This window comes from Tenacibaculum aiptasiae (assembly GCF_965221665.1).
GTDB lineage: Bacteria > Bacteroidota > Bacteroidia > Flavobacteriales > Flavobacteriaceae > Polaribacter > Polaribacter aiptasiae.
In genome coordinates this window covers 797,558-820,815 of the sequence record NZ_CBDCSN010000002.1, presented here as the reverse complement: position 1 = coordinate 820,815, position 23,258 = coordinate 797,558, and the positions used below count along the sequence as shown (strand labels likewise).

General features: G+C 29.9%; 24 protein-coding genes and 1 tRNA gene. 15 read left to right on the top strand and 10 right to left on the bottom strand.

Features of this window, described 5'->3' with window-relative positions; all coding sequences use genetic code 11:
- Window positions 1-84 precede the first annotated feature (84 nt).
- A tRNA-Ile gene (locus ACOQN8_RS04075) sits at window positions 85-158 on the bottom strand.
- 51 nt (window positions 159-209) lie between these two features.
- Window positions 210-1,181 (bottom strand): polyprenyl synthetase family protein, encoded by a 972-nt coding sequence (locus ACOQN8_RS04070; RefSeq protein WP_420551708.1) that lies wholly within the window; start codon window positions 1,179-1,181, stop codon window positions 210-212.
- Between the two features lie 126 nt (window positions 1,182-1,307).
- Between ACOQN8_RS04070 and ACOQN8_RS04065 the strand changes: the two genes are divergently transcribed.
- From ACOQN8_RS04065 to ACOQN8_RS04050, 4 genes are all read left to right on the top strand, one after another.
- Complete coding sequence (locus tag ACOQN8_RS04065) at window positions 1,308-1,913, top strand: TetR/AcrR family transcriptional regulator (RefSeq protein ID WP_150899855.1); 606 nt, start codon at window positions 1,308-1,310, stop codon at window positions 1,911-1,913.
- Between the two features lie 132 nt (window positions 1,914-2,045).
- Entirely contained in the window at window positions 2,046-3,368 is a 1,323-nt protein-coding gene (locus ACOQN8_RS04060; RefSeq protein ID WP_420551707.1) for a TolC family protein, read from the top strand.
- Between the two features lie 13 nt (window positions 3,369-3,381).
- Window positions 3,382-4,563, top strand: a complete 1,182-nt coding sequence (locus ACOQN8_RS04055; RefSeq protein ID WP_420551706.1) for an efflux RND transporter periplasmic adaptor subunit — start codon at window positions 3,382-3,384, stop codon at window positions 4,561-4,563.
- Window positions 4,564-4,586: 23 nt separating this feature from the next.
- Window positions 4,587-8,048 (top strand): efflux RND transporter permease subunit, encoded by a 3,462-nt coding sequence (locus ACOQN8_RS04050; RefSeq protein WP_420551705.1) that lies wholly within the window; start codon window positions 4,587-4,589, stop codon window positions 8,046-8,048.
- An 83-nt stretch (window positions 8,049-8,131) separates the two neighbouring features.
- Here ACOQN8_RS04050 and ACOQN8_RS04045 read toward each other — a convergent pair whose 3' ends face one another.
- A complete protein-coding gene (locus tag ACOQN8_RS04045; protein WP_420551704.1) occupies window positions 8,132-10,459 on the bottom strand; it encodes a TonB-dependent receptor in 2,328 nt (775 codons plus the stop codon).
- 211 nt (window positions 10,460-10,670) lie between these two features.
- On the opposite strand from ACOQN8_RS04045, the gene ACOQN8_RS04040 reads away from it, so the two are divergent.
- Genes ACOQN8_RS04040 through ACOQN8_RS04030 form a run of 3 tightly spaced genes read left to right on the top strand, consistent with a single transcriptional unit; the run spans window position 10,671 to window position 12,960 of the window.
- The gene (locus ACOQN8_RS04040) at window positions 10,671-11,750 is read left to right on the top strand and encodes a sensor histidine kinase (protein ID WP_420551703.1); all 1,080 of its coding nucleotides are present in this window, start codon (window positions 10,671-10,673) and stop codon (window positions 11,748-11,750) included.
- Between the two features lie 5 nt (window positions 11,751-11,755).
- Complete coding sequence (locus ACOQN8_RS04035) at window positions 11,756-12,469, top strand: LytR/AlgR family response regulator transcription factor (protein WP_420551702.1); 714 nt, start codon at window positions 11,756-11,758, stop codon at window positions 12,467-12,469.
- 17 nt (window positions 12,470-12,486) lie between these two features.
- Window positions 12,487-12,960, top strand: coding sequence for a regulatory protein RecX (locus ACOQN8_RS04030; RefSeq protein ID WP_420551701.1), 474 nt, complete (start codon window positions 12,487-12,489; stop codon window positions 12,958-12,960).
- Here ACOQN8_RS04030 and ACOQN8_RS04025 read toward each other — a convergent pair.
- The gene (locus tag ACOQN8_RS04025; protein ID WP_420551700.1) at window positions 12,944-13,492 is read right to left on the bottom strand and encodes a hypothetical protein; all 549 of its coding nucleotides are present in this window, start codon (window positions 13,490-13,492) and stop codon (window positions 12,944-12,946) included. The two genes, ACOQN8_RS04030 and ACOQN8_RS04025, sit on opposite strands and share 17 nt — an antisense overlap.
- Before the next feature lie 161 nt (window positions 13,493-13,653).
- Between ACOQN8_RS04025 and ACOQN8_RS04020 the strand changes: the two genes are divergently transcribed.
- The 3 genes from ACOQN8_RS04020 to ACOQN8_RS04010 all read left to right on the top strand — a co-directional run bounded on the left by ACOQN8_RS04020 (window position 13,654) and on the right by ACOQN8_RS04010 (window position 15,890).
- Complete coding sequence (locus ACOQN8_RS04020; RefSeq protein ID WP_420551699.1) at window positions 13,654-14,622, top strand: NAD-dependent epimerase/dehydratase family protein; 969 nt, start codon at window positions 13,654-13,656, stop codon at window positions 14,620-14,622.
- Between the two features lie 110 nt (window positions 14,623-14,732).
- Window positions 14,733-15,323, top strand: a complete 591-nt coding sequence (locus ACOQN8_RS04015) for a thioredoxin family protein (protein ID WP_420551698.1) — start codon at window positions 14,733-14,735, stop codon at window positions 15,321-15,323.
- A gap of 90 nt (window positions 15,324-15,413) precedes the next feature.
- Complete coding sequence (locus ACOQN8_RS04010; RefSeq protein ID WP_420551697.1) at window positions 15,414-15,890, top strand: ABC transporter ATPase; 477 nt, start codon at window positions 15,414-15,416, stop codon at window positions 15,888-15,890.
- A 4-nt stretch (window positions 15,891-15,894) separates the two neighbouring features.
- On the opposite strand, the gene ACOQN8_RS04005 is transcribed toward ACOQN8_RS04010, so the two are convergent.
- The 6 genes from ACOQN8_RS04005 to mce all read right to left on the bottom strand — a co-directional run bounded on the left by ACOQN8_RS04005 (window position 15,895) and on the right by mce (window position 19,567).
- The gene (locus ACOQN8_RS04005) at window positions 15,895-16,434 is read right to left on the bottom strand and encodes a hypothetical protein (protein ID WP_420551696.1); all 540 of its coding nucleotides are present in this window, start codon (window positions 16,432-16,434) and stop codon (window positions 15,895-15,897) included.
- Window positions 16,435-16,468: 34 nt separating this feature from the next.
- Window positions 16,469-17,164, bottom strand: a complete 696-nt coding sequence (gene truB / locus ACOQN8_RS04000) for a tRNA pseudouridine(55) synthase TruB (RefSeq protein ID WP_420551695.1) — start codon at window positions 17,162-17,164, stop codon at window positions 16,469-16,471.
- Window positions 17,164-17,973, bottom strand: a complete 810-nt coding sequence (locus tag ACOQN8_RS03995; RefSeq protein ID WP_420551694.1) for an undecaprenyl-diphosphate phosphatase — start codon at window positions 17,971-17,973, stop codon at window positions 17,164-17,166. The genes truB and ACOQN8_RS03995 overlap by 1 nt, the downstream gene beginning before the upstream one ends.
- A gap of 2 nt (window positions 17,974-17,975) precedes the next feature.
- Complete coding sequence (locus ACOQN8_RS03990) at window positions 17,976-18,218, bottom strand: DUF3098 domain-containing protein (RefSeq protein WP_420551693.1); 243 nt, start codon at window positions 18,216-18,218, stop codon at window positions 17,976-17,978.
- 6 nt (window positions 18,219-18,224) lie between these two features.
- Entirely contained in the window at window positions 18,225-19,103 is an 879-nt protein-coding gene (locus tag ACOQN8_RS03985; RefSeq protein ID WP_420551692.1) for a cell division protein FtsX, read from the bottom strand.
- A gap of 62 nt (window positions 19,104-19,165) precedes the next feature.
- The gene (gene mce / locus ACOQN8_RS03980) at window positions 19,166-19,567 is read right to left on the bottom strand and encodes a methylmalonyl-CoA epimerase (protein ID WP_272151626.1); all 402 of its coding nucleotides are present in this window, start codon (window positions 19,565-19,567) and stop codon (window positions 19,166-19,168) included.
- 97 nt (window positions 19,568-19,664) lie between these two features.
- Between mce and ACOQN8_RS03975 the strand changes: the two genes are divergently transcribed.
- The 5 genes from ACOQN8_RS03975 to ACOQN8_RS03955 all read left to right on the top strand — a co-directional run bounded on the left by ACOQN8_RS03975 (window position 19,665) and on the right by ACOQN8_RS03955 (window position 23,251).
- Window positions 19,665-20,291: a hypothetical protein gene (locus ACOQN8_RS03975; protein WP_420551691.1), complete on the top strand. Its 627-nt coding sequence runs from the start codon at window positions 19,665-19,667 to the stop codon at window positions 20,289-20,291.
- A 244-nt stretch (window positions 20,292-20,535) separates the two neighbouring features.
- Window positions 20,536-21,189, top strand: coding sequence for a hypothetical protein (locus tag ACOQN8_RS03970; protein ID WP_420551690.1), 654 nt, complete (start codon window positions 20,536-20,538; stop codon window positions 21,187-21,189).
- Between the two features lie 101 nt (window positions 21,190-21,290).
- On the top strand, window positions 21,291-21,815 hold the full coding sequence (locus tag ACOQN8_RS03965) for a hypothetical protein (protein WP_420551689.1): 525 nt from the start codon (window positions 21,291-21,293) through the stop codon (window positions 21,813-21,815).
- Entirely contained in the window at window positions 21,788-22,537 is a 750-nt protein-coding gene (locus tag ACOQN8_RS03960) for a sensor histidine kinase (protein WP_420551688.1), read from the top strand. The genes ACOQN8_RS03965 and ACOQN8_RS03960 overlap by 28 nt, the downstream gene beginning before the upstream one ends.
- A gap of 69 nt (window positions 22,538-22,606) precedes the next feature.
- Window positions 22,607-23,251: a response regulator transcription factor gene (locus ACOQN8_RS03955; protein WP_255689061.1), complete on the top strand. Its 645-nt coding sequence runs from the start codon at window positions 22,607-22,609 to the stop codon at window positions 23,249-23,251.
- Window positions 23,252-23,258: the final 7 nt, after the last annotated feature.

Genomic DNA, 23,258 nt, shown 5'->3' with positions numbered 1-23,258 from the left:
TCTATAAAAGGAAAAGTAAGGTGAATTATTGTTTGTTTTACACTTAAAAACAAAAAAGCTTCACTAAAAGTGAAGCTTTAAAGGTGGTCCCACATGGGCTCGAACCATGGACCCCCTGATTATGAGTCAGGTGCTCTAACCAACTGAGCTATAGGACCGGTTAAATTGGGATGCAAAAATAAAAACTTTTTTGAATAAAATGCAATTTTTTACACTTTTCTGTTCATTAAATTTTCACCAAACATACGTAAGCCCTCTTTAGCATCCTCACTAATGTTTAAGTGAGTTAAACATTCAAAAGACTTATTAGTGTAATACTCAATAAGTTCGTGAGTGTGTTTAGGAATGTCATTGTCAGAAAAAATACTAGTAACCGTCTTTATTTTTTCTGAAATATTTTCTTGATTTTCGTTATAAAGAGCAAAAAGTTTCTGCTTATCATCGTTATTTGCTACTTCTAAAGCTTTCAAATAAAGAAAAGTTTTCTTGTTTTCAATGATATCTCCACCAACTTGTTTACCAAAAGTTTTAGGATCACCGTAGGTGTCTAAATAATCGTCTTGTAATTGAAAGGCAATACCTAAATTTAAACCATAGTTATATAAATGTTGTGCCTGTTCTTCATCAGCTTCAGCAACAATAGCTCCCATTTTTAAGGCAGCAGCAACTAAAACAGAGGTTTTTAGAGTAATCATTTTGATGTATTCTTCAATAGTAACATCGTTTCTAGTTTCAAAATCAACATCTAATTGTTGTCCGTCACAAACTTCAAGAGCGGTTTTACTAAAAAGTTGAGCTAATTTTTGGAAAATAGCAGGAGGATAGTTCTCAAAATACTGATATGCTAAAATTAGCATAGCATCTCCAGATAAAATTCCTGTATTAATATCCCATTTTTCATGAACAGTTTCGTTTCCTCTCCTTAGAGGTGCATCGTCCATAATATCGTCATGAACTAAAGTAAAATTATGAAAGACTTCAACAGCTAATGCAGCGGGCATAGCTTGTGAAAAGTTTCCCGAAAAAATATCAGAGGCAATAAGAGTAAGAATAGGACGAATTCTTTTACCGCCTAGTTGAAGTATATAGTCTATTGGTTCGTAAAGATTCTTTGGTTCTCTAACAATTTTTTGAGATTCTAAATAAGTTAAAAAGTCTGATTGATATTGTAATATGTCCAAATCTAAAATTTTTTGTAAAAATAAGGTAAACTTAAATTCTATACTTAAGAGAATGTTAAAAAATCTTTAAAACTCTGGAAACTTTTTTTGTTTCTAAAGTTTCCTGACGTACCTTTGCCCAGAATTATGAGAGATAAAATATTAGAAAAGGCAGGGCAAATGTTTTTGAACTATGGGTTCAAAAGTGTAACGATGGACGATATTGCTGGTGATTTGGCAATATCAAAGAAGACGCTATATAAGTATTTTTCAAACAAATCAGATTTGGTAGATGCTTCTATAGAAGCAGTTCAGAAAGCAATTGACGATACTATTATGTTAATAAAAGAACAAAAGTATAATGCAATTGAAGAAGAATTTGCTGTAAAGAAGGTTTTTAAAGAAATGTTTAAAAATGCGAAAACCTCACCAATGTTTCAATTAAAAAAGTATTATCCAGAATCGTATACAAATCTTATAGAAAGAGAAGTGTGTATGTTCAGAGATTGCAATAGTGATAATTTAGAAAAAGGGATTGAGCAAGGTTTATACAGACCAGAAATAAAAAAGGAATTAGTAACAAACTTCTATTTCACATTAATATTCGGAATTTTTGATAGCGATTATTACGGAGAAAGAATGGATGAATTAATGAAAGTTGAGTACGAAGTATTAGAATATCATATACGAGCTATAGCTACTAAAAAAGGATTAGAAGTTTTAGAAAGGGAATTAAAAAATAACACCATATAAATACATAAGAAAAGAAGATTAATATTTCAAAGTATTCTTTTTAATTCCTTCTAAAGGAATAGTAAAACAAAAGGGTACTTATTAAAAAGGGATTAAAAGTTAAAACACCAAATACAAAACTATTAGGAATACATGAGAAGAATAATTTATGCAGTTTGCATATTCTTTTTTGCATTGAGTTCAAATGCTCAAGAAAAAGAAATGAGTTTGTCTATGAGAGAAGCCATACAATTTGCAATAAAGAATAGCTATAATAACAAAGTTGCTTTAAACGATATTGAAGCGGCTAAAAAAAGAAAATGGGAGACCACAGCTACTGGATTACCACAAATTAGTGGAGTTGTAAACTACCAAAACAATTTAAAACAACAATTTCCAGGAGTCGATTTTAATGGAGATGGAACTGTAGATTTTGGAGCAAAGCACAATGTTACGGGTACAATTACTTTAGATCAGTTATTATTTGATGGTTCTTATTTAGTAGGATTACAATCGGCAAAAACCTATTTAAAAATTTCAGAACAAGCAAAGGAAAAAACAGAATTAGCTACTAGAGAAGCAGTTATAAATGCTTATGGAAATGTGTTAGTAGCTGAAGAACGTATTGAAATTTTGAAAGGAAATAAGAAAACTGTAGATCGTCAACTAAAAGGAGCGGTTGAAGGATTTAAACAAGGGTTGACAGAGGAAGAAACTGTTGAGCAATTCAAAATTACGCAAGGAAATATTATTAGCCAACAACGTAATGCTGATAGAAATAGAGAGATTGCTTATCAGATGTTAAATTTATCGTTAGGGAATCCTATTAATGCGAAATTGAAGCTAACAGATAGTTTGGATGATTTAGTTGTAAATAATACAAATTTGAACTTGTTAGCGCAAAAATTCGATCTTGATAATCATATTGATTTTAGAATTGCTGAAAACGATAGAGAGGCGAAGCGTTTACTAATGAGGTTAGAAAAAAGTAGGGCCTTACCAAGTGTAAGAGCCTATGTAAACTATTCTAGATTAGCAAATGCAGATAGTTTTAACTTTTTTAATTCATCTCAAGATTGGATTTCAACTTCAGTTTTTGGAGTAGGTATAAATATTCCAATTTTTAGTTCTTTAGGAAGAAGTGCAAAAACTGCTCAAGCAAAAATAGCATTAGAAAGTGCTGACATTCGTTTAGCAGAAACGAAGCAAAGATTAAATCTACAAGCAGAGCAAGCTCAAAGCAATTATCAATTAAGTATAGAAAATTATGAAACTGCTAAGAAGAACTTAGCATTAGCAACACGTATTGAGCGTAAGCAAAAAATAAAGTTTGATGAAGGGGTTACAACTAGTATCGATTTATTATCGGCACGTAATCAGTTGTACTCTCAACAAAACAACTACTTACAGTCAATATTAAATATTATTAGCAACAAAGCTAAATTAGATAACGCATTAAACACACCAATAAAATAAAAAGTCAACTATAATGAGAAAAATATATTCAATAGTATTACTAACCGCACTTTTAGCTTCTTGTGGAGGAAATAAAGGGCAGTCTATTCAAGATGTAATTGCTACCAATGATTTAGCTCAAATAAGAACGAAAAAGGCTGAGTTAGATACAAAACAACAAGAGTTAGCTGCTGAGATAAAGCAGTTAAATGATAAGATTTCTGAATTAGATACGAACAAAAAAATACCTTTAATTACAGTGTTTTCTGCTAAAACAGAGGATTTTGTTCACTACTTAGAATTACAAGGAGATGTTCAAACAAAGCAAAATGTTTTAGTGTATCCAGAAATGGCAGGACAATTAGTAAGCATTTATGTAAAAGAAGGTCAAAGAGTAGTTAAAGGACAAGCTTTAGCAAAAATAGATGATGGAGGTTTAGGAAATCAAGTAGCACAGGTAGAAGCGCAAGCTGCTTTAGCTAAGACAACTTACGAACGTCAAAAAAGATTATGGGAACAAAAGATTGGTTCTGAAATTCAGTATTTACAAGCTAAAACTTCATATGAAGCACAAAAGAATGCGGTAACTCAGTTAAAGAGACAATTAGGAAAATCTGTAATCAAAGCACCATTTACAGGAGTTATTGACGATGTAATTAAAGAGCAAGGAACAGTAGTAGCACCAGGAATGGGATCTGAAGTATTTAGAATTGTGAACTTAGGTGATATGTATATTGAAACTGATGTTCCAGAAAGCTATATTACTTCAATCAAAAAAGGGAAAAGTGTTGAGGTTGAGTTCCCAATTTTAGGAAAATCATTACACTCTAAAATTCGTCAAGCAGGAAATTTTATCAATCCAGCAAATAGAACATTTAAAGTAGAAATTGGTGTTCCAAATAAAGATAGAAGCATCAAGCCAAACTTAACTGCGAAGTTAAAAATCAACGATTATACAAATCCAAAAGCGATTTTAATACCACAAAGTATTATTTCAGAAAATGCAAAGGGAGAGCAGTATATCTATTTAGTAAAAGATGTTAAAGATCAAAAAGGAACTGCTAAACAAGCAATTATTACTACAGGGAAAACTCAAGGAGATGTAATTGAAGTTTTAACAGGAGTAGAAAACGGAGCTCAAATTGTAGAAGAAGGTGCTCGTAGTGTAAAAGATGGACAAGAAGTAAAAATCTTAGCCGCTGCTAAAGCAAAATAATCAACTAAAGATTACAAGTTAACATGACTGAGAAACAAAAAAAACAAGTCGATAAAGAATTCGGTTTATCCTCTTGGGCAATTAATAATAAGACAACCATTTATGTAATGATGGTGATGATACTTATTATGGGTATTTCTGCCTTCTTAAGTATGCCAAGAGAGAACTTTCCGGAAATTAGAGAAACTAAAATTTATATTAGTTCATTATATCCAGGAAATACAGCTGAAGATATAGAAAAACTAATTACCGATCCGTTAGAAGATAAGTTAAAAACGGTAAGTAATGTAGTAGAAATTACGTCAACTTCGCAAGAAGATTATTCGATGGTGGTTGTTGAGTTTGATGAAAATATTACAGTAGATCAAGCAAAACAGAAGGTAAAGGACGAGATAGATCAAGAAACTTCTGGTGAAGACTGGCCAACTTTTAACGGGGCTAAAGTAGAGCCTAATGTGTTTGAGTTGAGTATGTCTGAAGAAATGCCAATTTTAAATATTAATATTTCTGGTGATTATCCAGTAGATAAATTAAAAGAGTTTGGTGAATATTTAGAAGATGAAATAGAGGACTTAGGTGAGATTAAAAAAGTAGATATTCGTGGTGCAGAAGAGAAAGAGGTTGAAATAGCAGTAGATATTTATAAAATGATGGCTGCTCAGGTAAGTTTCCAAGATATTATCAACTCGGTAAATGGAGGGAATTTAACAATGTCAGCTGGTAACTTAATTGCAAGTGGTCAACGTCGTACTATTCGAATTTTAGGAGAAATAGAAGATCCTCAAGAATTACAAAACTTTGTAGTAAAATCTGAAAAAGGAAATTCTATTTATTTAAAAGATATTGCAAAAGTATCTTTTAAAGATAAAGATAAAACTACCTATGCACGTGAGTTTGGTGAAGCTGTGGTAATGCTAGATGTAAAGAAGCGTTCTGGTAAAAACATGGTAGAAGCAGCTGAAAAAATTCAAGAGATAGTAAAAGATGCTAAAGAAAATGTATTTCCAAGTAACTTAAAAGTTACCATTGCTAATGATCAATCATCGAAAACCATAGGACAAGTAGATGATTTAGTAAACAATATTATTTTCGGGGTAATCTTAGTAGTATTAGTACTAATGTTTTTCCTTGGGTTTAAAAACGCATTATTCGTAGGGTTTGCAATTCCAATGTCGATGTTCATGTCGTTAATGATCTTAAGTTGGTTAGGTTATACGATGAACACCATGATTCTTTTCGGATTAATTATGGGGCTTGGAATGCTAGTAGATAACGGTATTGTAGTTGTAGAAAACGTATATCGTTTAATGGATGAAGGAATGCCAAGAATTGAAGCGGCTAAAAAAGGTATTGGAGAAATAGCTTTTCCTATTATCATTTCAACAGCAACTACAGTAGCAGCATTTATTCCATTAGGAATGTGGCCAGGAGTTATGGGGCAGTTTATGATTTATTTCCCAGTAACATTATCGGTAGTATTAGGATCGTCTTTATTTGTTGCAATTTTCTTTAACTCAGTAATGGTATCTCAGTTTATGAGTGTAGAAGATAAGAACATGCCATTAAAGAGAATTATTACCTTATCATCTATCATGGCAGTAATAGGGTTGTTAATTGTAATTTTTGGAGGAGCTTACAGAGCTTTAGGTACAATTATGGTATTTACAGCGGTTATGTTATGGGTATATAGAATTGCATTAAGACCTTGGGCAAATGCTTTTCAAAATAAAGTATTGCCACGTTGGGAACGTTTTTACGAAAGAGTATTAAGAGCTGCATTAAAAGGATGGAGACCTTATGCAATTACTATAGCAACAGTTCTTTTATTATTCTTTGCTTTTGGTGGTTTTGGAGCATCAGTAGCAAGCCAGAGAACTAAAGTAGAATTCTTCCCAGACAATACGCCTAACCAGATTATTGTTTATATAGAGTATCCTCAAGGAACGGATATTGAGAAAACAAATCTGATCATGAAAGATTTGGAAGAGCGTGTATACAATGTGTTGAATTCGCCAGAATATATGCACGGAGATCATAATTTCTTAGTAGAAAGTGCTGTATCGCAAGTGGGGGCAGGATCTGGAAATCCACAAACAGATGGAGGTTCAACAGCAGAAATGCCACATAGAGGAAAAATTACTGCTTCAATGCGAGAGTATAAATATCGTGAAGGGGCAGATAGTAAAGAATTACAAAAGAAAGTAACAGAGGCATTAAAAGGAATCTATCCAGGTTTAGCAATTTCAGTAGAGAAAGAAGCGGTAGGACCACCAGCTGGATATCCTATTAATATTGAGTTAGAAGGGAAAGATTATTCAGAATTGATTAATACTGCTGAAAAAATGCGTGATTTTATCAATTCGAAAAGTATTGCAGGTATTGATGAGTTAAAGATTGATGTAAACAAGTCTAAACCATCAATGTTAGTAAATGTAGATCGTAAAAAAGCCGGTGAATTAGGAGTAAGTGCATCTCAAGTTGGAGGTCAGTTACGTAATGCAATTTTCGGTTCTAAAGCAGGTATTTATAAAGAAGATGGAGAGGATTATGATATCTATGTGCGTTTTAATAAGGATAACAGGTATAATAAGAGTGCTATTTTCAATCAGAAAATAACGTTTAGAGATATGGCTTCAGGTCAAATCAAAGAAATTCCTGTATCAGCAATAGCGAAACAAACAAATACTTCTGGGTTTAGTGCGATTAAACATAAAGATGTAAAGCGTGTGGTAACCGTATATTCAGCTTTAGCACCAGGGTATACAGATGCAGCAGCGATTGTAGCGAAGATTGAAAGTGAAATGAAATCGTTTACCGAAAAACCAGCTACGGTAAAGATTAATTATACAGGTCAAATTGAAGAGCAGAACAAGCAAATGGCGTTCTTAATGGGAGCATTCTTTGCAGGTTTAGGATTAATCTTCTTAATATTAATTTTCCAATTCAACTCAGTTTCTAAACCAGGGATTATCATGTTAGCGATTTTCTTAAGTCTAATTGGTGTATTTGGAGGATTGATAATTACAGCGAAGCCATTCGTAATTATGATGACAATGATGGGGATTATCTCATTAGCAGGTATTGTAGTGAACAATGGAGTGGTATTACTAGATTATACGCAGTTATTAATTGATAGAAAGAAAGTAGAGAATGGAATTGCTGAAAGCGATTATGTAGATGTTGAAACTTTAGGAGAAGCGGTAATTAGAGGAGGTAAAGCTCGTTTACGTCCAGTATTATTAACAGCAATTACAACAATCTTAGGGTTAATTCCGTTAGCAACTGGATTCAATATTAACTTCTATACTTTATTTAGTGAGTTTAATCCACATATTTATATGGGAGGTGATAACGTAATTTTCTGGGGGCCATTGGCATGGACAGTAATTTACGGATTATTCATTGCAACATTCTTAACTTTAATTGTAGTCCCTATTTTATTCTACTTAATTACTAAGTTTAAAATGTGGTTACGTAGTTTATAATTAATTTTTGTTAACAATAAAGAATGGCTAAAAGTAAAATACTTTTAGCCATTCTTGCTTTTAAAGTTGTGGTTTAATTGTTTTTAGTCAGGTAAGCGATCTCTATCTTTTTTAGTCCTATTAAATCGATATGTAAAAGTGATTGATGTAAATCTACCAATAGGTCTATTGTAATTATTGGTAGTATAATTTTCACCAGTAATTAATTGTCTACTTACTCTAGAGTCTAAAATATTATTCATATTTAAAGTTACAGTAGCTTTGTCTTCCCAAAAGTCTTTACTAATTCCAATGTTTGCTCTGTATTGTGCTTCGGTAAATATTTGTCCACTTTGTCTTTCTCCACGATAATTAAAACTAGATTGAATAGTTAGTTTAGAAAACTTCATTCTTGAATTTAAACGTGTAGACCATGTGCTATCATCAACAGTATATAAACCTCTTTGATCAAAAGAAAAGTAATTAAATTCACTAGATAATCGCCACCATTTAAAAGGAGAGTATCGAATAGCTAATTCAGCACCAAACCTTTTTTCAATACCTGAATTAATTGGTTTTGATACCAAAGCTCCAAATGGATTAGGAGTTATTAAAGTTTCAAAAACATTAGTTGTTCTTTGGTAATAAATAGATGGATTTAAAGTGAATTTTTTCCATCGTTTTAATAAACCTAACTCAAAAGAGTTTGTGTACATAGGATTTAAATCTGGGTTACCAACACGAATGTTTCTTCTGTCTGAAATTCCTCCAAAAGGATTTAAGTGCCAAAAGCTTGGGCGTCTAATTCTTCTACTATAACTTACTTGTACATTGGTAGCTTGATTAAAGTTATAAGTTAAATGAACGGTTGGAAATAAATCGGTATAACTTTTAGAAGTTCTAAATTCATCTCTTCTATCAGTACTTCCTGTGTTTGCATGTTCGGCACGTAAACCTAGTAAATACTGTAATTTGTTTTTTCTATTTCCATATTGGATATAAGCACCATAAATACGTTCGTTATATTTTAATAAATTATTTAAAGTATCTACTACTACATTGTTATCCCAAACTTTATAGTCACTATCAATGTTTCTTATTTCACCTTTTATACCCATTTCAACATGTGATTTTTTTGTAATAGGGAGTTTAAAGTCAGATTGGAATAAGAAATCTTTACTACTTTCTATATCTCTACTTCTTAATAAGTTGATTGCTGAGGTAGTTGGAAATTGTTGTTGCTCTTCTACCGATTCGTTTTCATCGTCGTTCCAAAAGTCATATTGAAAATTCACTGTAAGTTTTTGTCCTTTTTTATCAAAGGTTTTTACATAGTTAAGTTCAATTTGATTGGCTTTTTGAGGTTCTCTATACGATTCGTTTGAAGTAAGAATATTGTCAACTTGTTTTTGAGCGTTTAAAAAGTTAAAGGTATAATCAACATTATTTTTGCTTGTGTTATTTCGGTAATAATAACTTAATGTTAGTGTGTTTTTGTCGTTAATATAATAATCACTTCCAAAATAAAGATTGAATGTTCTACGACTTCTAGTGCTATTAGTGGTTCTGTTAGAAAAAGATACAGGTACATTATTCGTAAAATTGGTTCTGTTTAAGTAACCGTTTCCATCGAATGATAAATAGCGATACCCAATATTAGAAAACAAATTAAACTTTTCCTTTTTATAATTAACATTATAATTAATGCTATGATTATCTGGTATACCAGTAGTTAGTTGAAGCGAGCTTCCAAAGCGTCCCTTTTTATTCTTTTTCAAAATAATATTGATAATTCCTGCTGTTCCTTCAGCATCATATTTAGCAGATGGGTTGGTAATTACTTCTACTTTTTCAATGTTTTCAGAAGGAATAGATTCTAATCCGTTATTTGCTGTTAACACAGAAGGTCTACCATTAATTAAAATACGAACATTAGAATTACCACGTAAGCTCACGGCTCCTTCAATATCAACATTAACAGAAGGAACATTGTTTAAGATGTCGTTTACAGATCCTCCTTTTGAAATCAAATCTTTTCCAACATTAAAAACGCGTTTGTCTAATTTGTATTCTGTAGTTGATTTTTCAGCAACTACTTCAACTTCGTCTAGCGCTTCAGAGTCTTCTTGTAAAAATATAGTTTGAATTGATTGATTCTTAGTTAGTGAAAAATTATTTATGGTATGACTTTTAAAACCGATAAATTCAATTTTAACATTGTAGATTCCTTTTTTAGCTTTAATAGAAAACTCTCCTTTACTGTTAGTTGATTCGCCAGCAATTACGTTATTGTTTTCAGGGTTAGTTAAAATTACAGTGGCAAATTCTAAGGGGTGTTGCGTGTTTTTTTCAACTACCTTACCGGTAAGGTTTATTTGAGCAAAAGCACCAATAGTGCTTATTAATAGGAGAAGGAACAGTATTTTTTTCATTTTGTTTATTATTTGTATTACGATGCAAATATGAACTGGAATAAGAAGCTAAAGTTTTATAATCGACAAAGGGGTTTAAAAAATCGACGTTTACAACTGTTTTAAAGAAGTAGAAGGGTTAAGGAGGTGAAATAGCTTATTTAGGTGTTTAAAAACAAGTTTCGTCTATTTGTATTAGAAGTTGAAAGAATAGATTTTATTTTTGTTTTATATGGATACACTACATAAATTTTCTGATCACATAAGAAAGAATCAATATTCTCGTCATGTTTTATTTTGGCTAATACTTTTTAGTTTAGATCTTTTAAGAGACGTGATAATTAATGATAAAGACCAACATTATACAATTATTGAAGCTTTAATTTTTAATTGTATAAGTTTTTTAACTCAAATATTAGCAGCTTATTTTGTAGCATATTTATGGATACCTAAATTCATAAAAACCAAAAAATACTTGTTATCAATACTAACTTTTTTATTGGCGTTTTATTTATTTGGGGTTTTAAGTAGAATTTTAGTGGTACACGTTGCAGAACCTTTTGTAAGAACGCCTCCATTTGAACAAGAGTCTATTCAGGAAATATTTTCAGATTATAGATGGTTAATGGCAAAATATATTCCCACTATTTTGTTAAATGTATTAGTGTTTGTTGCTGTGAAATACTATTTTGAGGATGAAAGAGAAAAATCAAAAAAGCTAGCTTTAGCTAAAGAGAAATCGGAAATAGAATTAAAGACTTTAAAGGGACAGCTGAATCCTCACTTTTTATTCAATACGTTGAATAATATATATTCGCTTTCTGTGGTTAATTCACCTAAAACATCAACATCAATAAGTAAATTATCTGAAATTTTAGATCATGTATTGTATCGTTGTAATGGAAAATATGTGTTGTTGTCTAGTGAAATAGACTTATTAAAAAACTTTATAGAATTAGAAAAGCTACGTTATGATGAAAGGTTAAAAGTTAGTTTTACAGAAAATATAGATAATGATATAGAAATTCCACCTTTAATATTATTGTCTTTGGTAGAAAACGCTTTTAAACACGGAGCGGGAGAAGATAGCGGTTCTCCAGAAATTGATATTGATATTTCAAGTAAAGGGTCAAAGTTTCAATTTGTAATAACTAATACGGTAGTAGATGGTTATGAGGTTAAAGGAAAAGATAGTATAGGTTTGTCTAATATTAGAAAACAATTAGATTTAATATGTGGTAACAATTATGAGTTAGATATTAAATCTAGTGAAAATAGATTTACTGTTACTTTAAAAATTAATCAAGAATAAGAAATATGAAAGTAAAGTGTTTGGTAGTAGATGATGAACCCTTAGCAATAAAATTGCTAGAAAAGCATATTTCTAAAATTGATGCATTAGAAATAGTAGCTACATGTAATAATGCTATAAAAGCTTTTGAAATATTAAATACTCAAGAAGTAGATTTGTTGTTTTTAGATATAAAAATGCCAAACTTAACGGGGATAGATTTTTTAAAAACATTAAAGAATCCACCAAAAACCATATTTACTACAGCGTACAGAGATTACGCAATAGAAAGTTATGATTTAGGTGTTATAGATTATTTATTGAAACCTATTACTTTTGAACGTTTTTTTAAGGCTGTAGATCGTTATTTAGGAGATCAAAAAAAACAATCACAATCAATTCAACATAAAGGAAAAGATACTGATGATTTTATGTTGGTGAAATCGGGAAATAAACATCATAAAGTGGTTATTAACGATATTCTATTTATTGAAAGTTTAAAAGACTATATAAAAATACACACAGTAGATAATAAAAGAATAGTTTCTAAATATAGGATTAGTGAAATAGAACAGGAATTAAAAGAAGAGAATTTTTTAAGAGTTCACCGTTCTTATATTATAAATATTAATAAAATTTCTGCTTTTACAGTTAATGATATAGAAGTGAATTCAACAGAAATTCCAATAGGAGCAAGTTATAAAGAAAAGGTAGTGTCTTTTTTAAATAACTGGAAATAGGATAGTATTTTTGTTTTATGAAGAAACAAGTTATTTCGGTTGAAGAAATAAAAAGAAAGTTGGAGAGTTTTTGTGTGTATCAAGATAGATGTCATAAAGAGGTAGAGAAAAAATTATCAGAATATAATTTAATTCCAGAGGCTAAAGACGATATTTTATTACATCTCTTACAAGAAAATTTTTTAAATGAAGAGCGATTTTCAAAAAGTTTTGCTAGAGGTAAATTCAGAATTAAAAAATGGGGTAAGCAAAGAATAACTCGTGAACTTCAAATGAGAGATATTTCTACTTATAATATTAAAATAGCATTAAAGGAAATTGATGAAGAAGAGTATATATCAACACTATATGCTTTAGTAGAAAAGAAAAACAAATTAGTGTCTGAAACAAACTTATTTAAGAGAAGAAAAAAAGTAGCAGATTACCTATTGTACAGAGGTTTTGAAAGTAATTTAGTATACGAGGTTATCAATACTATTCAAAACTGTTAAATAAACTGTCTAATTTAACGGCTTTATCAAAACGTTTTTTAGCGTAAACAGCATTTATTTTATCGTTCATACTACCAAAAAGAGAAAGCATTTTTTCAACTTGACTATTAACATTCTTTGAAGATATAGAAGGAATATAAGTCATGTCGGCAAGCCTTAAAACTTCATTTTCAAAAACATTTACACGAGCCTTAAAAGCTGGAGTTTTTAAATTTTCTATATTTAAACTGTCTTTTAATTGTTTGGCTAGTTCTTTTAATTCTAAAGCATTGTTTAAAGCATCAGTAGGACTAATATTTTTAAATTGAGCTAAAAATTCTTCAGTTATAAAATATTCTTTCCAATTTCTAATTTCCTGTATAGACCCTTTATCAAGTACTGTGTATTCAGCATGTTTTACAGAAGTGGTAACATCTGTTTTCTGAATATTTTCTTTATTTTGATTTTTTTCTTTTTTACAAGAAATAAAAACAATTAAAAAAGAAAATATAAGAATTTGAAAAGGTCTCATTAAACGATAAATTAAAAGCATAAAAGTACATATTTTACTTGATTTAAAAATGAAAATAGAATTATAAGTTTGTAATCAGGTAATTAAGTTCTTGTTTTGTCGATAGTTAAAAAAGGATAAATATTTTTTGTGAAATATGAAATTTAATAACTTTGCCGCACTATATTTTTGAATTATTAGAAATGAATGACACGATATTAGTTTTAGGAGCTTGTGGGCAAATAGGAACAGAATTAACACAACAATTACGTTCTATTTACGGTAATGATCATGTAATAGCTTCCGATATTAGAGAAGGAGGAAAAGAAATGATGAGCTCTGGTCCTTTTGAAATAATTGATGCAACTAGTCAAGAAGATATTTTAAAAGTAATTCAAAAATATAAGGTAAACCAAGTATACTTGATGGCTGCAATGTTATCAGCAACCGCAGAAAAATATCCATTAAAGGGTTGGGACTTAAATATGACATCTTTATTAGCTGTTTTAGAATTAGCAAGAGAAAAACATATTGAAAAAGTGTACTGGCCAAGTTCAATGGCATCTTTTGGACCTACATCGCCAAAAATTAATACACCACAACAAACAGTTATGGAGCCTTCAACAGTTTATGGGATAAGTAAAGTTGCTGGAGAGCACTGGTGTAATTATTATCATGAAAAATATGGAGTAGATGTAAGAAGTATTCGTTACCCTGGAATTATAAGTTGGAAAACATTACCAGGAGGAGGTACAACAGATTATGCAGTTGATATTTACTTTGAAGCATTAAAAAAGGGAACTTTCGAATGTTTCTTATCAGAAAATACTCGTTTGCCAATGATGTATATGAATGATGCTATTAAAGCAACAATACAGTTAATGGAAGCTGATGTTGAAAAAATAAAAACTAGAACTTCGTATAATTTATCAGCTATTAGTTTTACACCAAAAGAAATAGCTGAAGAAATTCAAAAATACATTCCTGAATTTACAATTTCTTATAATCCAGATTTTAGACAAGCAATTGCTGATAGCTGGCCTCAAATCATTGACGATACAGAGGCAAGAAAAGATTGGGGATGGCAACATGAATATGATTTAGCATCGATAACTGAGGATATTATAAGTAATTTAAAATCTTTAGAAAGTCAAAAATTAGAAGAAGTGTAAGCTTCTAATCATCTTTACGTCTATATTATTCCGTTTTTGTAGTTCGTAACTTAGGTTACTGTATACATTAAGAGGAACTAGTACATTTGTAGTATAATAAGATTATTAAGATGAAAGAAATTATAGAAAGCAGTTTACAAAAAGCCATTTCATATTCTGAATATAGAACTCTTGTAAAAGATTTGTTAGAGCAAGGAAAGTCAACTGGATTAACTCAATCTGATGCCTTATTAAATTATAGTTTACTAAACGATAAAAGAATGAAGCGTTTAGATAAAACTATAAAAATTTCTGAAGAAACTATAGCTAAGGTTAAGGATGTAAAAGAGCCACAGACTTGGTTGGTTTTAACGGAAGGTTGGTGTGGAGATGCTGCTCAGAATTTACCAGTTATTAATAAAATAGCAGAAGAAAACCCTAACATTCAATTAAAGTTAGTATTGAGAGATGAGAACTTAGAATTAATGGATAAGTTTTTAACTAACGGAGGAAGGTCTATTCCTAAATTAATTGCATTAGATAAAGAAAATGAGGTAGTTGATACTTGGGGGCCAAGGCCATCAGTAGCTACTAAAATGGTTGCTGATTATAAGACTGAGCACGGAAGTTTAGATGCAGATTTTAAAAAGGATTTACAAGTTTGGTACAATAAAAATAAAGGGAATAATATGCAAGAAGATATTCTTACATTATTGAAATAAAATTCTTTTTTATAAAGTAAATCCTCTTCTTGAATCTTAACAAGAAGAGGATTTTGTTTTCTGTATATTTGTCGCACAGAAAGAATAATTATGTTAGTAGATTTCAATACGTTATCAGAAGAAGCTAAAGTTTGGATTTATCCATCTAGTAGAAAGTTTTATCCGCAAGAAATAGAGGGTTTAAAAGAAAAACTAAAAACATTTTCCGAAAAGTGGAAGTCTGAAGAAGATTTTAAAGTTTCTTTTGAGTTAAGGTATAATCGATTTATTATTTTTTCAGTAGAAGATAATATACAGTTATCTAATGCGGAAATAGATAAACAAGTAGCTTTTGTATTACAATTACAGCAAGAATACGATATTGAGTTGTTAGATAAAATGAATGTTTGTTTTAAACAAGGGGAATATACTCAGTATAAAGAGCTAAAAGATTTTAAAAAGCTAATAAAAAATAAATCTGTAACTGGTAAAACCATTGTTTTTGATAACTTAGTTCAAACAAAACACGAGTTAGATAATTATTGGGAAGTACCAATTACAGAGAGTTGGTATAGCCGTTTTCTTTAAAAAATTAGAATAAGGTAAAACCAATGCCAAGAGAAATACTGTCTAGATTTCCATTTCTAAATTGAGCTATTTTTTTTCTTTGAAAATCTAAACGTATCATTCCGTTAAAACTACTGTTACTAAGAGATAAGATTCCTAAGCCAACCTTATAATAGTTACCATTTGAAAATCGATTGGAAGGACGAAACATTTGTCCGTAGCTAGATTCAATAAAATAAGCACTACTGGCTTTTTTTATAAAATTGTAACGTACACTAGCGTACATTGGAATAGAGTTGATAGCGTATGTAAAATGATGGTCGTAACCGATATTAAAAGTAGATGCCCAACGACCATTAAATTGATATCCAAAACCAGTTCTTAATAAAATAGATTTAGGTACAATTAAAGGGCCGTTTCCTTCTTCGCCTAATTTGTATTTTTGATTAATTCCAAAAGTAGTACTTATAGATCCAGTAAAGAAGGGACGTTTACCTTCATTTTGAGCATTCATTTTAAAGCTAATAACTAAAGCTATAAAGAATAGTAGTGTAGTTTTTTTCATAGAAGTAAATGTTTTTTGCTCTATGAGACAAAAACTATTCCACTTCTAAAGATTTTATAAAATTATCAATACTTAGTCCGTCACTAACAGAGAAATTCCCAATTTTGGTTCTTCTTAAGGCAGATAAATGGGCTCCAGAATTTAAAGCTAAGCCGAAATCATAAGCTAAAGAACGGATATAGGTACCTTTACTACAAACAACTCTAAAGTCAACTTTGTTAGCGTTAATATTGGTGATTTCAAATTCAGAAATAGTAATTTCTCTTGATTTTATCTCAGTAGTTTCTCCTTTACGAGCTAGTTCATATAAACGTTTACCATCCTTTTTAATTGCTGAAAAAATAGGTGGCTTTTGTTGAATTTTTCCTATAAATTGTTCTGTTGTTTTATGAATCAATTTTTCAGTAATATGTTCTGCAGGGAAAGTTTCGTTTACTTCAGTTTCTAAATCGTAACTAGGGGTTGTTTCACCAAGAGTTATTGTGCCTGTATATTCTTTTATTTGACCTTGATATTCGTTGATGTTTTTAGTCTGTTTTCCAGTACAAATAATCAATAAACCAGTAGCTAAAGGGTCTAAAGTTCCTGCATGACCAACTTTAATCTTTTTAATATCAAAACGTTTACGAATATGCCAACGTAATTTATTGACAACTTGAAAAGAAGTCCACTCTAAAGGTTTATCAATTAATAAAACTTGTCCGTTTTTATAGTCTTCAGCAGTCAGCATTATATAGAAAGTTTATACACGAAAAAGTGAATTAATAATAAGGCAATTCCAAATATAATACGGTAGTATCCGAAGATTTTAAATCCTTTTTTACTTAAATAATCGATGAACGATTTGATAGCTATTAAAGCAACAATAAAGGCAACAACATTACCAATAATAAGGTAGTTTACTTGTTCAGAAGATAATTCAAAACCAGCTTTATAATAATCATAGGTTTTTTTAGCAGTAGCACCTAACATAGTAGGAACGGCTAAGAAGAAAGAAAATTCAGCAGCTGTTTTTCTATTTATTTTTTGAGTCATACCACCTACAATACTAGCACCACTTCTTGAGGTTCCAGGGATCATAGCTAAACATTGAAAAAAACCAATTTTTAAAGCAGTAGCATAACCTATTTCAGTATGAGCTGTCGGATTTTTTTCATCAAACTCTTCGTTGGCTTTAAACCAATCGTCAACTTTTAATAAAATTATACCTCCAATAATTAGAGAAATTGCAACTGTTACTGGACTTTCCAATAAACTATCAATAACATCATTTAAAAGTAGTCCTAACACAACAGCAGGAATAAATGCAACTAACAGTTTTAAATAGAAATCGAAACTTTGAAAAAAGCGTTTCCAATATAATACTAAAACTGATAAAATAGCGCCTAGCTGAATAACTATGGTGAATAGTTTTGTGAAATCATCTGTTGCTATCCTCATAAATGAAGAAGCGATAATCATATGTCCTGTTGAAGAAACAGGTAAATATTCAGTAATACCTTCAATAATGGCTAAGATAATAGCCTCTAATAATCCCATGCTTATTTTTTTGGATTGGCAAAAATAGCATAAATTTCAATACCCAATCCAATAATAACAAGAGTTGGAGCTAAACGAATTCTTTGCCAGTTATAAATTTCAGGATTAAATACTTTTGGGTCATCACTACCACCACCGGCCATTAGAATAAATCCTAATGTTATAACAGCTAAGCCAATTAACATGATTGTATAATTGCGTTTACCGAATAAAAATTCTTGTTTGGTTGAATTATCTTTTTTCATAAAATCTTAGTAATACAAATCGTTAGTTTGTAAGTTTAAAAAACGTTGTGTGGCAAAAAATGTACTTATCCAGGTAATAAAGAAAGATACAAATAATACACCTCCAGCAACATAAGCCAAAGGAGTGTAGTCTGATAACATTTCTAACGTAGGAATATATTTGTTTATATAGTAAATTAAAAGTGCTATTCCACATAATGCTATAAAAGCACCTAATAAACCTAGCTTAATACTTTGCCATATAAATGGTCTACGAATAAAACTTTTAGTTGCTCCAACCATTTGCATGGTTTTTATATTGAATCTTTTAGAATAAATAGATAAGCGAATGGAGCTATTAATTAATATAATAGCAACAATACCAAAGAAACCGCTTAGCACCAACAACCAAAAACTAATTTTTTGAATGTTTTGTGTTAGTAATCGAACTAAAGGTTTGTCATAATTTACTTCAGCAACCAATTTATTTTTTTCAAAAGATTTTTCAATCTCGCTCATCTTTTCAGGAGTTACATAATCAGCTTTTAGATAAATGTCTAATCCATTTTTAAGAGGGTTATCACCTAAAAATTTTAAAAAATCTTCACCTAAGTCTTTTTTGTAAGTTTTTGCAGCTTCTTCTTTAGTTATATAGACAACTTTATTTGTGTATTCTTTTTTCTTTAAAGTTTCTTTAAAGCTTTTCGATTGCTTAACAGTAACATCATCTTTTAAAAATAGAGTCATTACTACTTTCTCTTTAAAGTGATTAGCAACTTTAGTAGATTTTAATAAAACCAAACCTAAAATTCCAATCATAAAAAGTACTAGCGCAATACTAACTACTACGGAAACATAAGATGATTGTAAGCGTCGTTTTTGAAAAGAATCAAAAGAGGTTGTCATTATTTAATGTTATAATTTTAACATTGCAAGATACAAATATTTAGTAATTCCTATTGAACGAATTATTCAATTTCCTGACATAATTCAATTAAAACCCCATTGGTGGTTTTTGGGTGTAAAAAAGCGACTAATTTATTATCAGCTCCTTTTTTAGGCGTTTCATTTAATACCGTAAAACCTTCCTTTTGTAAACGCTTTATTTCTGCTTCAATATTTGTAACTGCAAAAGCTATATGGTGAATTCCTTCTCCTTTTTTTTCTATGAACTTAGCTATAGGACTATCAGGTTTAGTAGCTTCTAAGAGCTCTATTTTGTTAGGGCCAGTTTTAAAAAATGAGGTTTTTACACCTTCGCTAGCGACTTCTTCAATTTTATAATGAGGTTCTCCAAAGAGTGATGCGAAAAGCTGATTTGATTTTTCTAAATCTTTTACTGCAATACCAATATGTTCAATTTTATCCATAAGGTAAAAGTATAAAAGAAAAATGTATCTGTTTGAATTTGTAAAAAAAATAAATATTAAATTAATCCCAATATTAACCTAAAAACTATAACTAGTATTGAAAACTATAAAAAAAATATTGGTTGCATCTATAGGTGTGGCTAGTTTATTATCTTGTACACAAGATAAATCAACGGATGTTTTAATTGAAAAAACGGTAAAAACAGAAAAGCCTAAAAATTTATTAATGTATAAAGAAATGGTTGCGATGTTGGAGCATTATGACAAAACAAGAAAACCTATTTTAGAAGAAGCTTTAGGTAGGGAAGATACTCGCATAAATTTTTATACAATTGAAACTCTAGAAGCTTATTTAAATTATGTAAAAAAAATATCTCAAGAAAAAGGAATAAAGTTATCAGGAATAAATATAGTATCGGCTTCTTATCCTGAAAACACTTTGTATGGAGTCCCCAATTATCAAACAGTAATTTTTATGCCAACAACAGAAATAAATGGTAATAATATAGCATTTGCCCCAGAGGTTTCTAATAATGGAGAAATTGTAACTATGAAAGAAATATTAGGAGAGTATGGGTATAGTTGGATATACGATACTAAAGAAGATTATAATAATAGAAATTTAGTAAACAAAGAAATTCAAAAGAACTTTTTGAATAGAAATAACAATACTGATAAAGAAAGTTCAAATGGAAATAGAGGGCTTCTTCAACCACCTTATTAAGGAAAGGCTTTAGAATAGGTGTTAATGTATATTGTGATGGAAACGACTCAAAGTTCTAGGGTAAAAATATTGAAAAACCTATAGGGTATTCATTTATAAGTCATAGGTGTTTTTCCTATTTTTTTAAAAAGTGATAAAACTTAAGTGTTTGATAGAATGCTTTGTAAGAAAAGTGTTAGGTTAAGGTAAATATAATTGAAAATAAGCTAGTATATTTAAAGTGAATTTAAATATTATTTTTATTATGAAAAAAACTAACCTACTAAAAATGTTAATCATTTTTTTCACATTGAATTTTATGGCTTCATGTGAAAAACACAAGTGTAAATGCGATGATTGGCAATCACAAATCCCAGAAGGAACTTTTTGTTATTCCGATGAAGGAAGAACTTCAGAAATGTTAGATTATAAGGAAATAGTTAGTATGTTAAGAAACTATGATACTACACGAATAGCTCCGTTAGAAAAAGCATTGGGTTATGAAGATTCTCGTATAAATACTTATGACTTTAAACAATTTAGGAAGTATTTAGGAAGAATAAAGAATTTAAGCAAAAAAGCAGGGATTAAAATTTCTGGAATTAGCTTTATTTCAGCTGCTATGCCAGATTATAATGGAACAGGAAGAAGTTATCAAGATTTAATTTATATCCCAACTACAATAGTTGATGGGAAAGAGGTTGCTTTTGATCCATTACAGTCTTATGAACAAGGAAAGTTGGTTACATTTAAAGAAATGTTAGCTAAGAATGGATATAACTGGATTTATAACTCTACTGAAGATTTTACGAAAGGAAAAAGAGAAGACAACAACTATAGTATAGAATTGATGTCAGATGATCCGTCAAAAGATTTAAGTGGAGCAGGAAATAGAGGAACATTATCACCTCCATATTAATAGATTTAATGCTGAGTAAGTTTCAAATTTTTACTTTGTCAATTCAATTTTTGACAGTTTTAATAAGTATATTTTTTTATAAAAAGTTTAGAAGTGGTTTCATGACTATATTATTATCATTGTTAATTATTTCTGTGCTGGTAGAGTTTATAGGTGCTTATTTTTTAATAACCAAAAATAAAGGTTCATTTTATGTGTTTTATTTGCACTCTTTTTTTGAATTTAATTTAATAACGTTATTGTTTTATCGACTGTTAAAGACTGGAAATGCTACAGTATTAATACTTGGAGCTATTTTTAATATCTATTATTTAATCTCTTTATTTAATCCTCAAAGCGCATTTTATAATCTAATAATTTTAGGATCTATAAATGTTGGAATTTATTCTTTTTTGTTTTTAAGGGAATTGTTGAATTCAAATAAAATTCTAAACTATTCTAAACTATTACCTTTTTGGGTGGCTGTAGGCTTTTTAGTTTTTTATGTACCAACAATACCTTTTTTTGTAATGATTAAGCATATGAGTGATAGAGGATTATTCTTTTTACTTGATATTTTTATTATAATTATGAACTTTTTTATCTGTTATGGATTAGTATGCAGCAACAAGGAGATGAAATACTAATAGTAGCAACATTATTGATAGCAATAATAATAGTCTTTTTAGTGACTCTTTTTTCTGTTTTTCAGCAACGTAAAAACAAGCTTTTAGTAGAACGTGCTGAAAATAGAAAACGATACGAAAGAGAATTAGCTGAAACACAAATAGAAATACGAGAAGAAACCTTAAGAAATATAAGTTGGGAGTTGCACGATAATATCGGGCAACTTTTAACTTTGGCTAAAATACAAATGCAACATGCCTCCCCAGAGAACATTAATGAGATTGCAGATACTATAGCTAAAAGTTTAACAGAAATAAGAGCACTATCTAAATCAATAAACCCAGATTTTATAAATGCTATAAAACTAAAAGAAGCAATAGAACTAGAATTAAGAAGATTTAATAGATTAAATTATATAGAGTCTAGTTTTGAAGTAGTAGGAGAAGAAAGAGAAATTAATCAAAAGCATGGAATTATAATCTTCAGAATTCTACAAGAATTTTTTTCAAATACGATAAAACACTCAAAAGCAACCAAACTTGAAGTGTTTTTAAATTATAAAGAAGATGCCATTGAAATCGAGGCAAAAGATAATGGTGTTGGTTTTGAAATGAAAAAAGTAAGATTAAAAGGTATTGGTTTACAGAATATTAAAGCGAGAGCAAAGCTTATTAATGCGGAAGCAAAATTTAAATCGGAACCTCAAAAAGGAACCAGTTTAATAATAAATTATTATATTTAAGAATTGTAGTACATTGTCCCTTCATTATATTGTCCCTCACAACAAGATAATAACCTAACTTACGTAATTATGAAATATTCAGTTGTTGTTGTAGATGATCACACTCTATTATCACAGGCAATTGAAGGTATGGTAAATACCTTTGATAAATTTAAAGTGTTATATACATGTAAAAATGGGAAAGAAGTTTCGGAGAAGTTCTCTGCATCACCTAAAAACATTCCAGACATTGTTTTAGTTGATGTAAATATGCCAGTAATGAATGGTATTGAAACTACCGAATGGATTGTAGAAAATCATCCACATGTACATGTTATGGCATTATCTGTAGAAGATGCAGATGGTACTATTTTAAAAATGCTTAAAGCAGGAGCCGTTGGTTATTTGCTAAAAGACACTAAAAAAGAAGTGTTAGAAAGAGCTCTGTTAGAAATGATGGATAACGGTTTCTTTCATACGAGAAATGTTACAAACTTATTATTAGATTCAGTATCAGGTAAAAATGGTAAAAATTCTATTCGATTTAAAGAAAACGAAATTATTTTTATGAAATTAGCCTGTTCAGAATTAACCTATAAAGAAATAGCAGACAAAATGTTTTTAAGTCCAAAAACTATTGATGGTTATAGGGATAGTTTGTTTACCAAATTAAATGTTAGAAACAGAGTAGGCTTAGTAATGTACGCTATAAAAAATAAAATTTACACTCCGTAAATTTATG

What these genes read in the sequence shown, in the direction of transcription:
- ACOQN8_RS03970 (WP_420551690.1), top strand. Translation starts at nt 20,536, where the DNA reads ATGAAAAAAACTAACCTACTAAAAATGTTAATCATTTTTTTCACATTG.
- mce (WP_272151626.1), bottom strand. Translation starts at nt 19,567, where the DNA reads ATGGATAAAATTGAACATATTGGTATTGCAGTAAAAGATTTAGAAAAA.
- ACOQN8_RS03990 (WP_420551693.1), bottom strand. Translation starts at nt 18,218, where the DNA reads ATGAAAAAAGATAATTCAACCAAACAAGAATTTTTATTCGGTAAACGC.
- ACOQN8_RS03955 (WP_255689061.1), top strand. Translation starts at nt 22,607, where the DNA reads ATGAAATATTCAGTTGTTGTTGTAGATGATCACACTCTATTATCACAG.
- ACOQN8_RS03965 (WP_420551689.1), top strand. Translation starts at nt 21,291, where the DNA reads ATGACTATATTATTATCATTGTTAATTATTTCTGTGCTGGTAGAGTTT.
- ACOQN8_RS03960 (WP_420551688.1), top strand. Translation starts at nt 21,788, where the DNA reads ATGCAGCAACAAGGAGATGAAATACTAATAGTAGCAACATTATTGATA.
- ACOQN8_RS04060 (WP_420551707.1), top strand. Translation starts at nt 2,046, where the DNA reads ATGAGAAGAATAATTTATGCAGTTTGCATATTCTTTTTTGCATTGAGT.
- truB (WP_420551695.1), bottom strand. Translation starts at nt 17,164, where the DNA reads ATGCTGACTGCTGAAGACTATAAAAACGGACAAGTTTTATTAATTGAT.
- ACOQN8_RS04055 (WP_420551706.1), top strand. Translation starts at nt 3,382, where the DNA reads ATGAGAAAAATATATTCAATAGTATTACTAACCGCACTTTTAGCTTCT.
- ACOQN8_RS04065 (WP_150899855.1), top strand. Translation starts at nt 1,308, where the DNA reads ATGAGAGATAAAATATTAGAAAAGGCAGGGCAAATGTTTTTGAACTAT.
- ACOQN8_RS04010 (WP_420551697.1), top strand. Translation starts at nt 15,414, where the DNA reads ATGTTAGTAGATTTCAATACGTTATCAGAAGAAGCTAAAGTTTGGATT.
- ACOQN8_RS04045 (WP_420551704.1), bottom strand. Translation starts at nt 10,459, where the DNA reads ATGAAAAAAATACTGTTCCTTCTCCTATTAATAAGCACTATTGGTGCT.
- ACOQN8_RS04035 (WP_420551702.1), top strand. Translation starts at nt 11,756, where the DNA reads ATGAAAGTAAAGTGTTTGGTAGTAGATGATGAACCCTTAGCAATAAAA.
- ACOQN8_RS03985 (WP_420551692.1), bottom strand. Translation starts at nt 19,103, where the DNA reads ATGACAACCTCTTTTGATTCTTTTCAAAAACGACGCTTACAATCATCT.
- ACOQN8_RS04025 (WP_420551700.1), bottom strand. Translation starts at nt 13,492, where the DNA reads ATGCTTTTAATTTATCGTTTAATGAGACCTTTTCAAATTCTTATATTT.
- ACOQN8_RS04050 (WP_420551705.1), top strand. Translation starts at nt 4,587, where the DNA reads ATGACTGAGAAACAAAAAAAACAAGTCGATAAAGAATTCGGTTTATCC.
- ACOQN8_RS03995 (WP_420551694.1), bottom strand. Translation starts at nt 17,973, where the DNA reads ATGGGATTATTAGAGGCTATTATCTTAGCCATTATTGAAGGTATTACT.
- ACOQN8_RS04020 (WP_420551699.1), top strand. Translation starts at nt 13,654, where the DNA reads ATGAATGACACGATATTAGTTTTAGGAGCTTGTGGGCAAATAGGAACA.
- ACOQN8_RS04030 (WP_420551701.1), top strand. Translation starts at nt 12,487, where the DNA reads ATGAAGAAACAAGTTATTTCGGTTGAAGAAATAAAAAGAAAGTTGGAG.
- ACOQN8_RS04015 (WP_420551698.1), top strand. Translation starts at nt 14,733, where the DNA reads ATGAAAGAAATTATAGAAAGCAGTTTACAAAAAGCCATTTCATATTCT.
- ACOQN8_RS04040 (WP_420551703.1), top strand. Translation starts at nt 10,671, where the DNA reads ATGGATACACTACATAAATTTTCTGATCACATAAGAAAGAATCAATAT.
- ACOQN8_RS04005 (WP_420551696.1), bottom strand. Translation starts at nt 16,434, where the DNA reads ATGAAAAAAACTACACTACTATTCTTTATAGCTTTAGTTATTAGCTTT.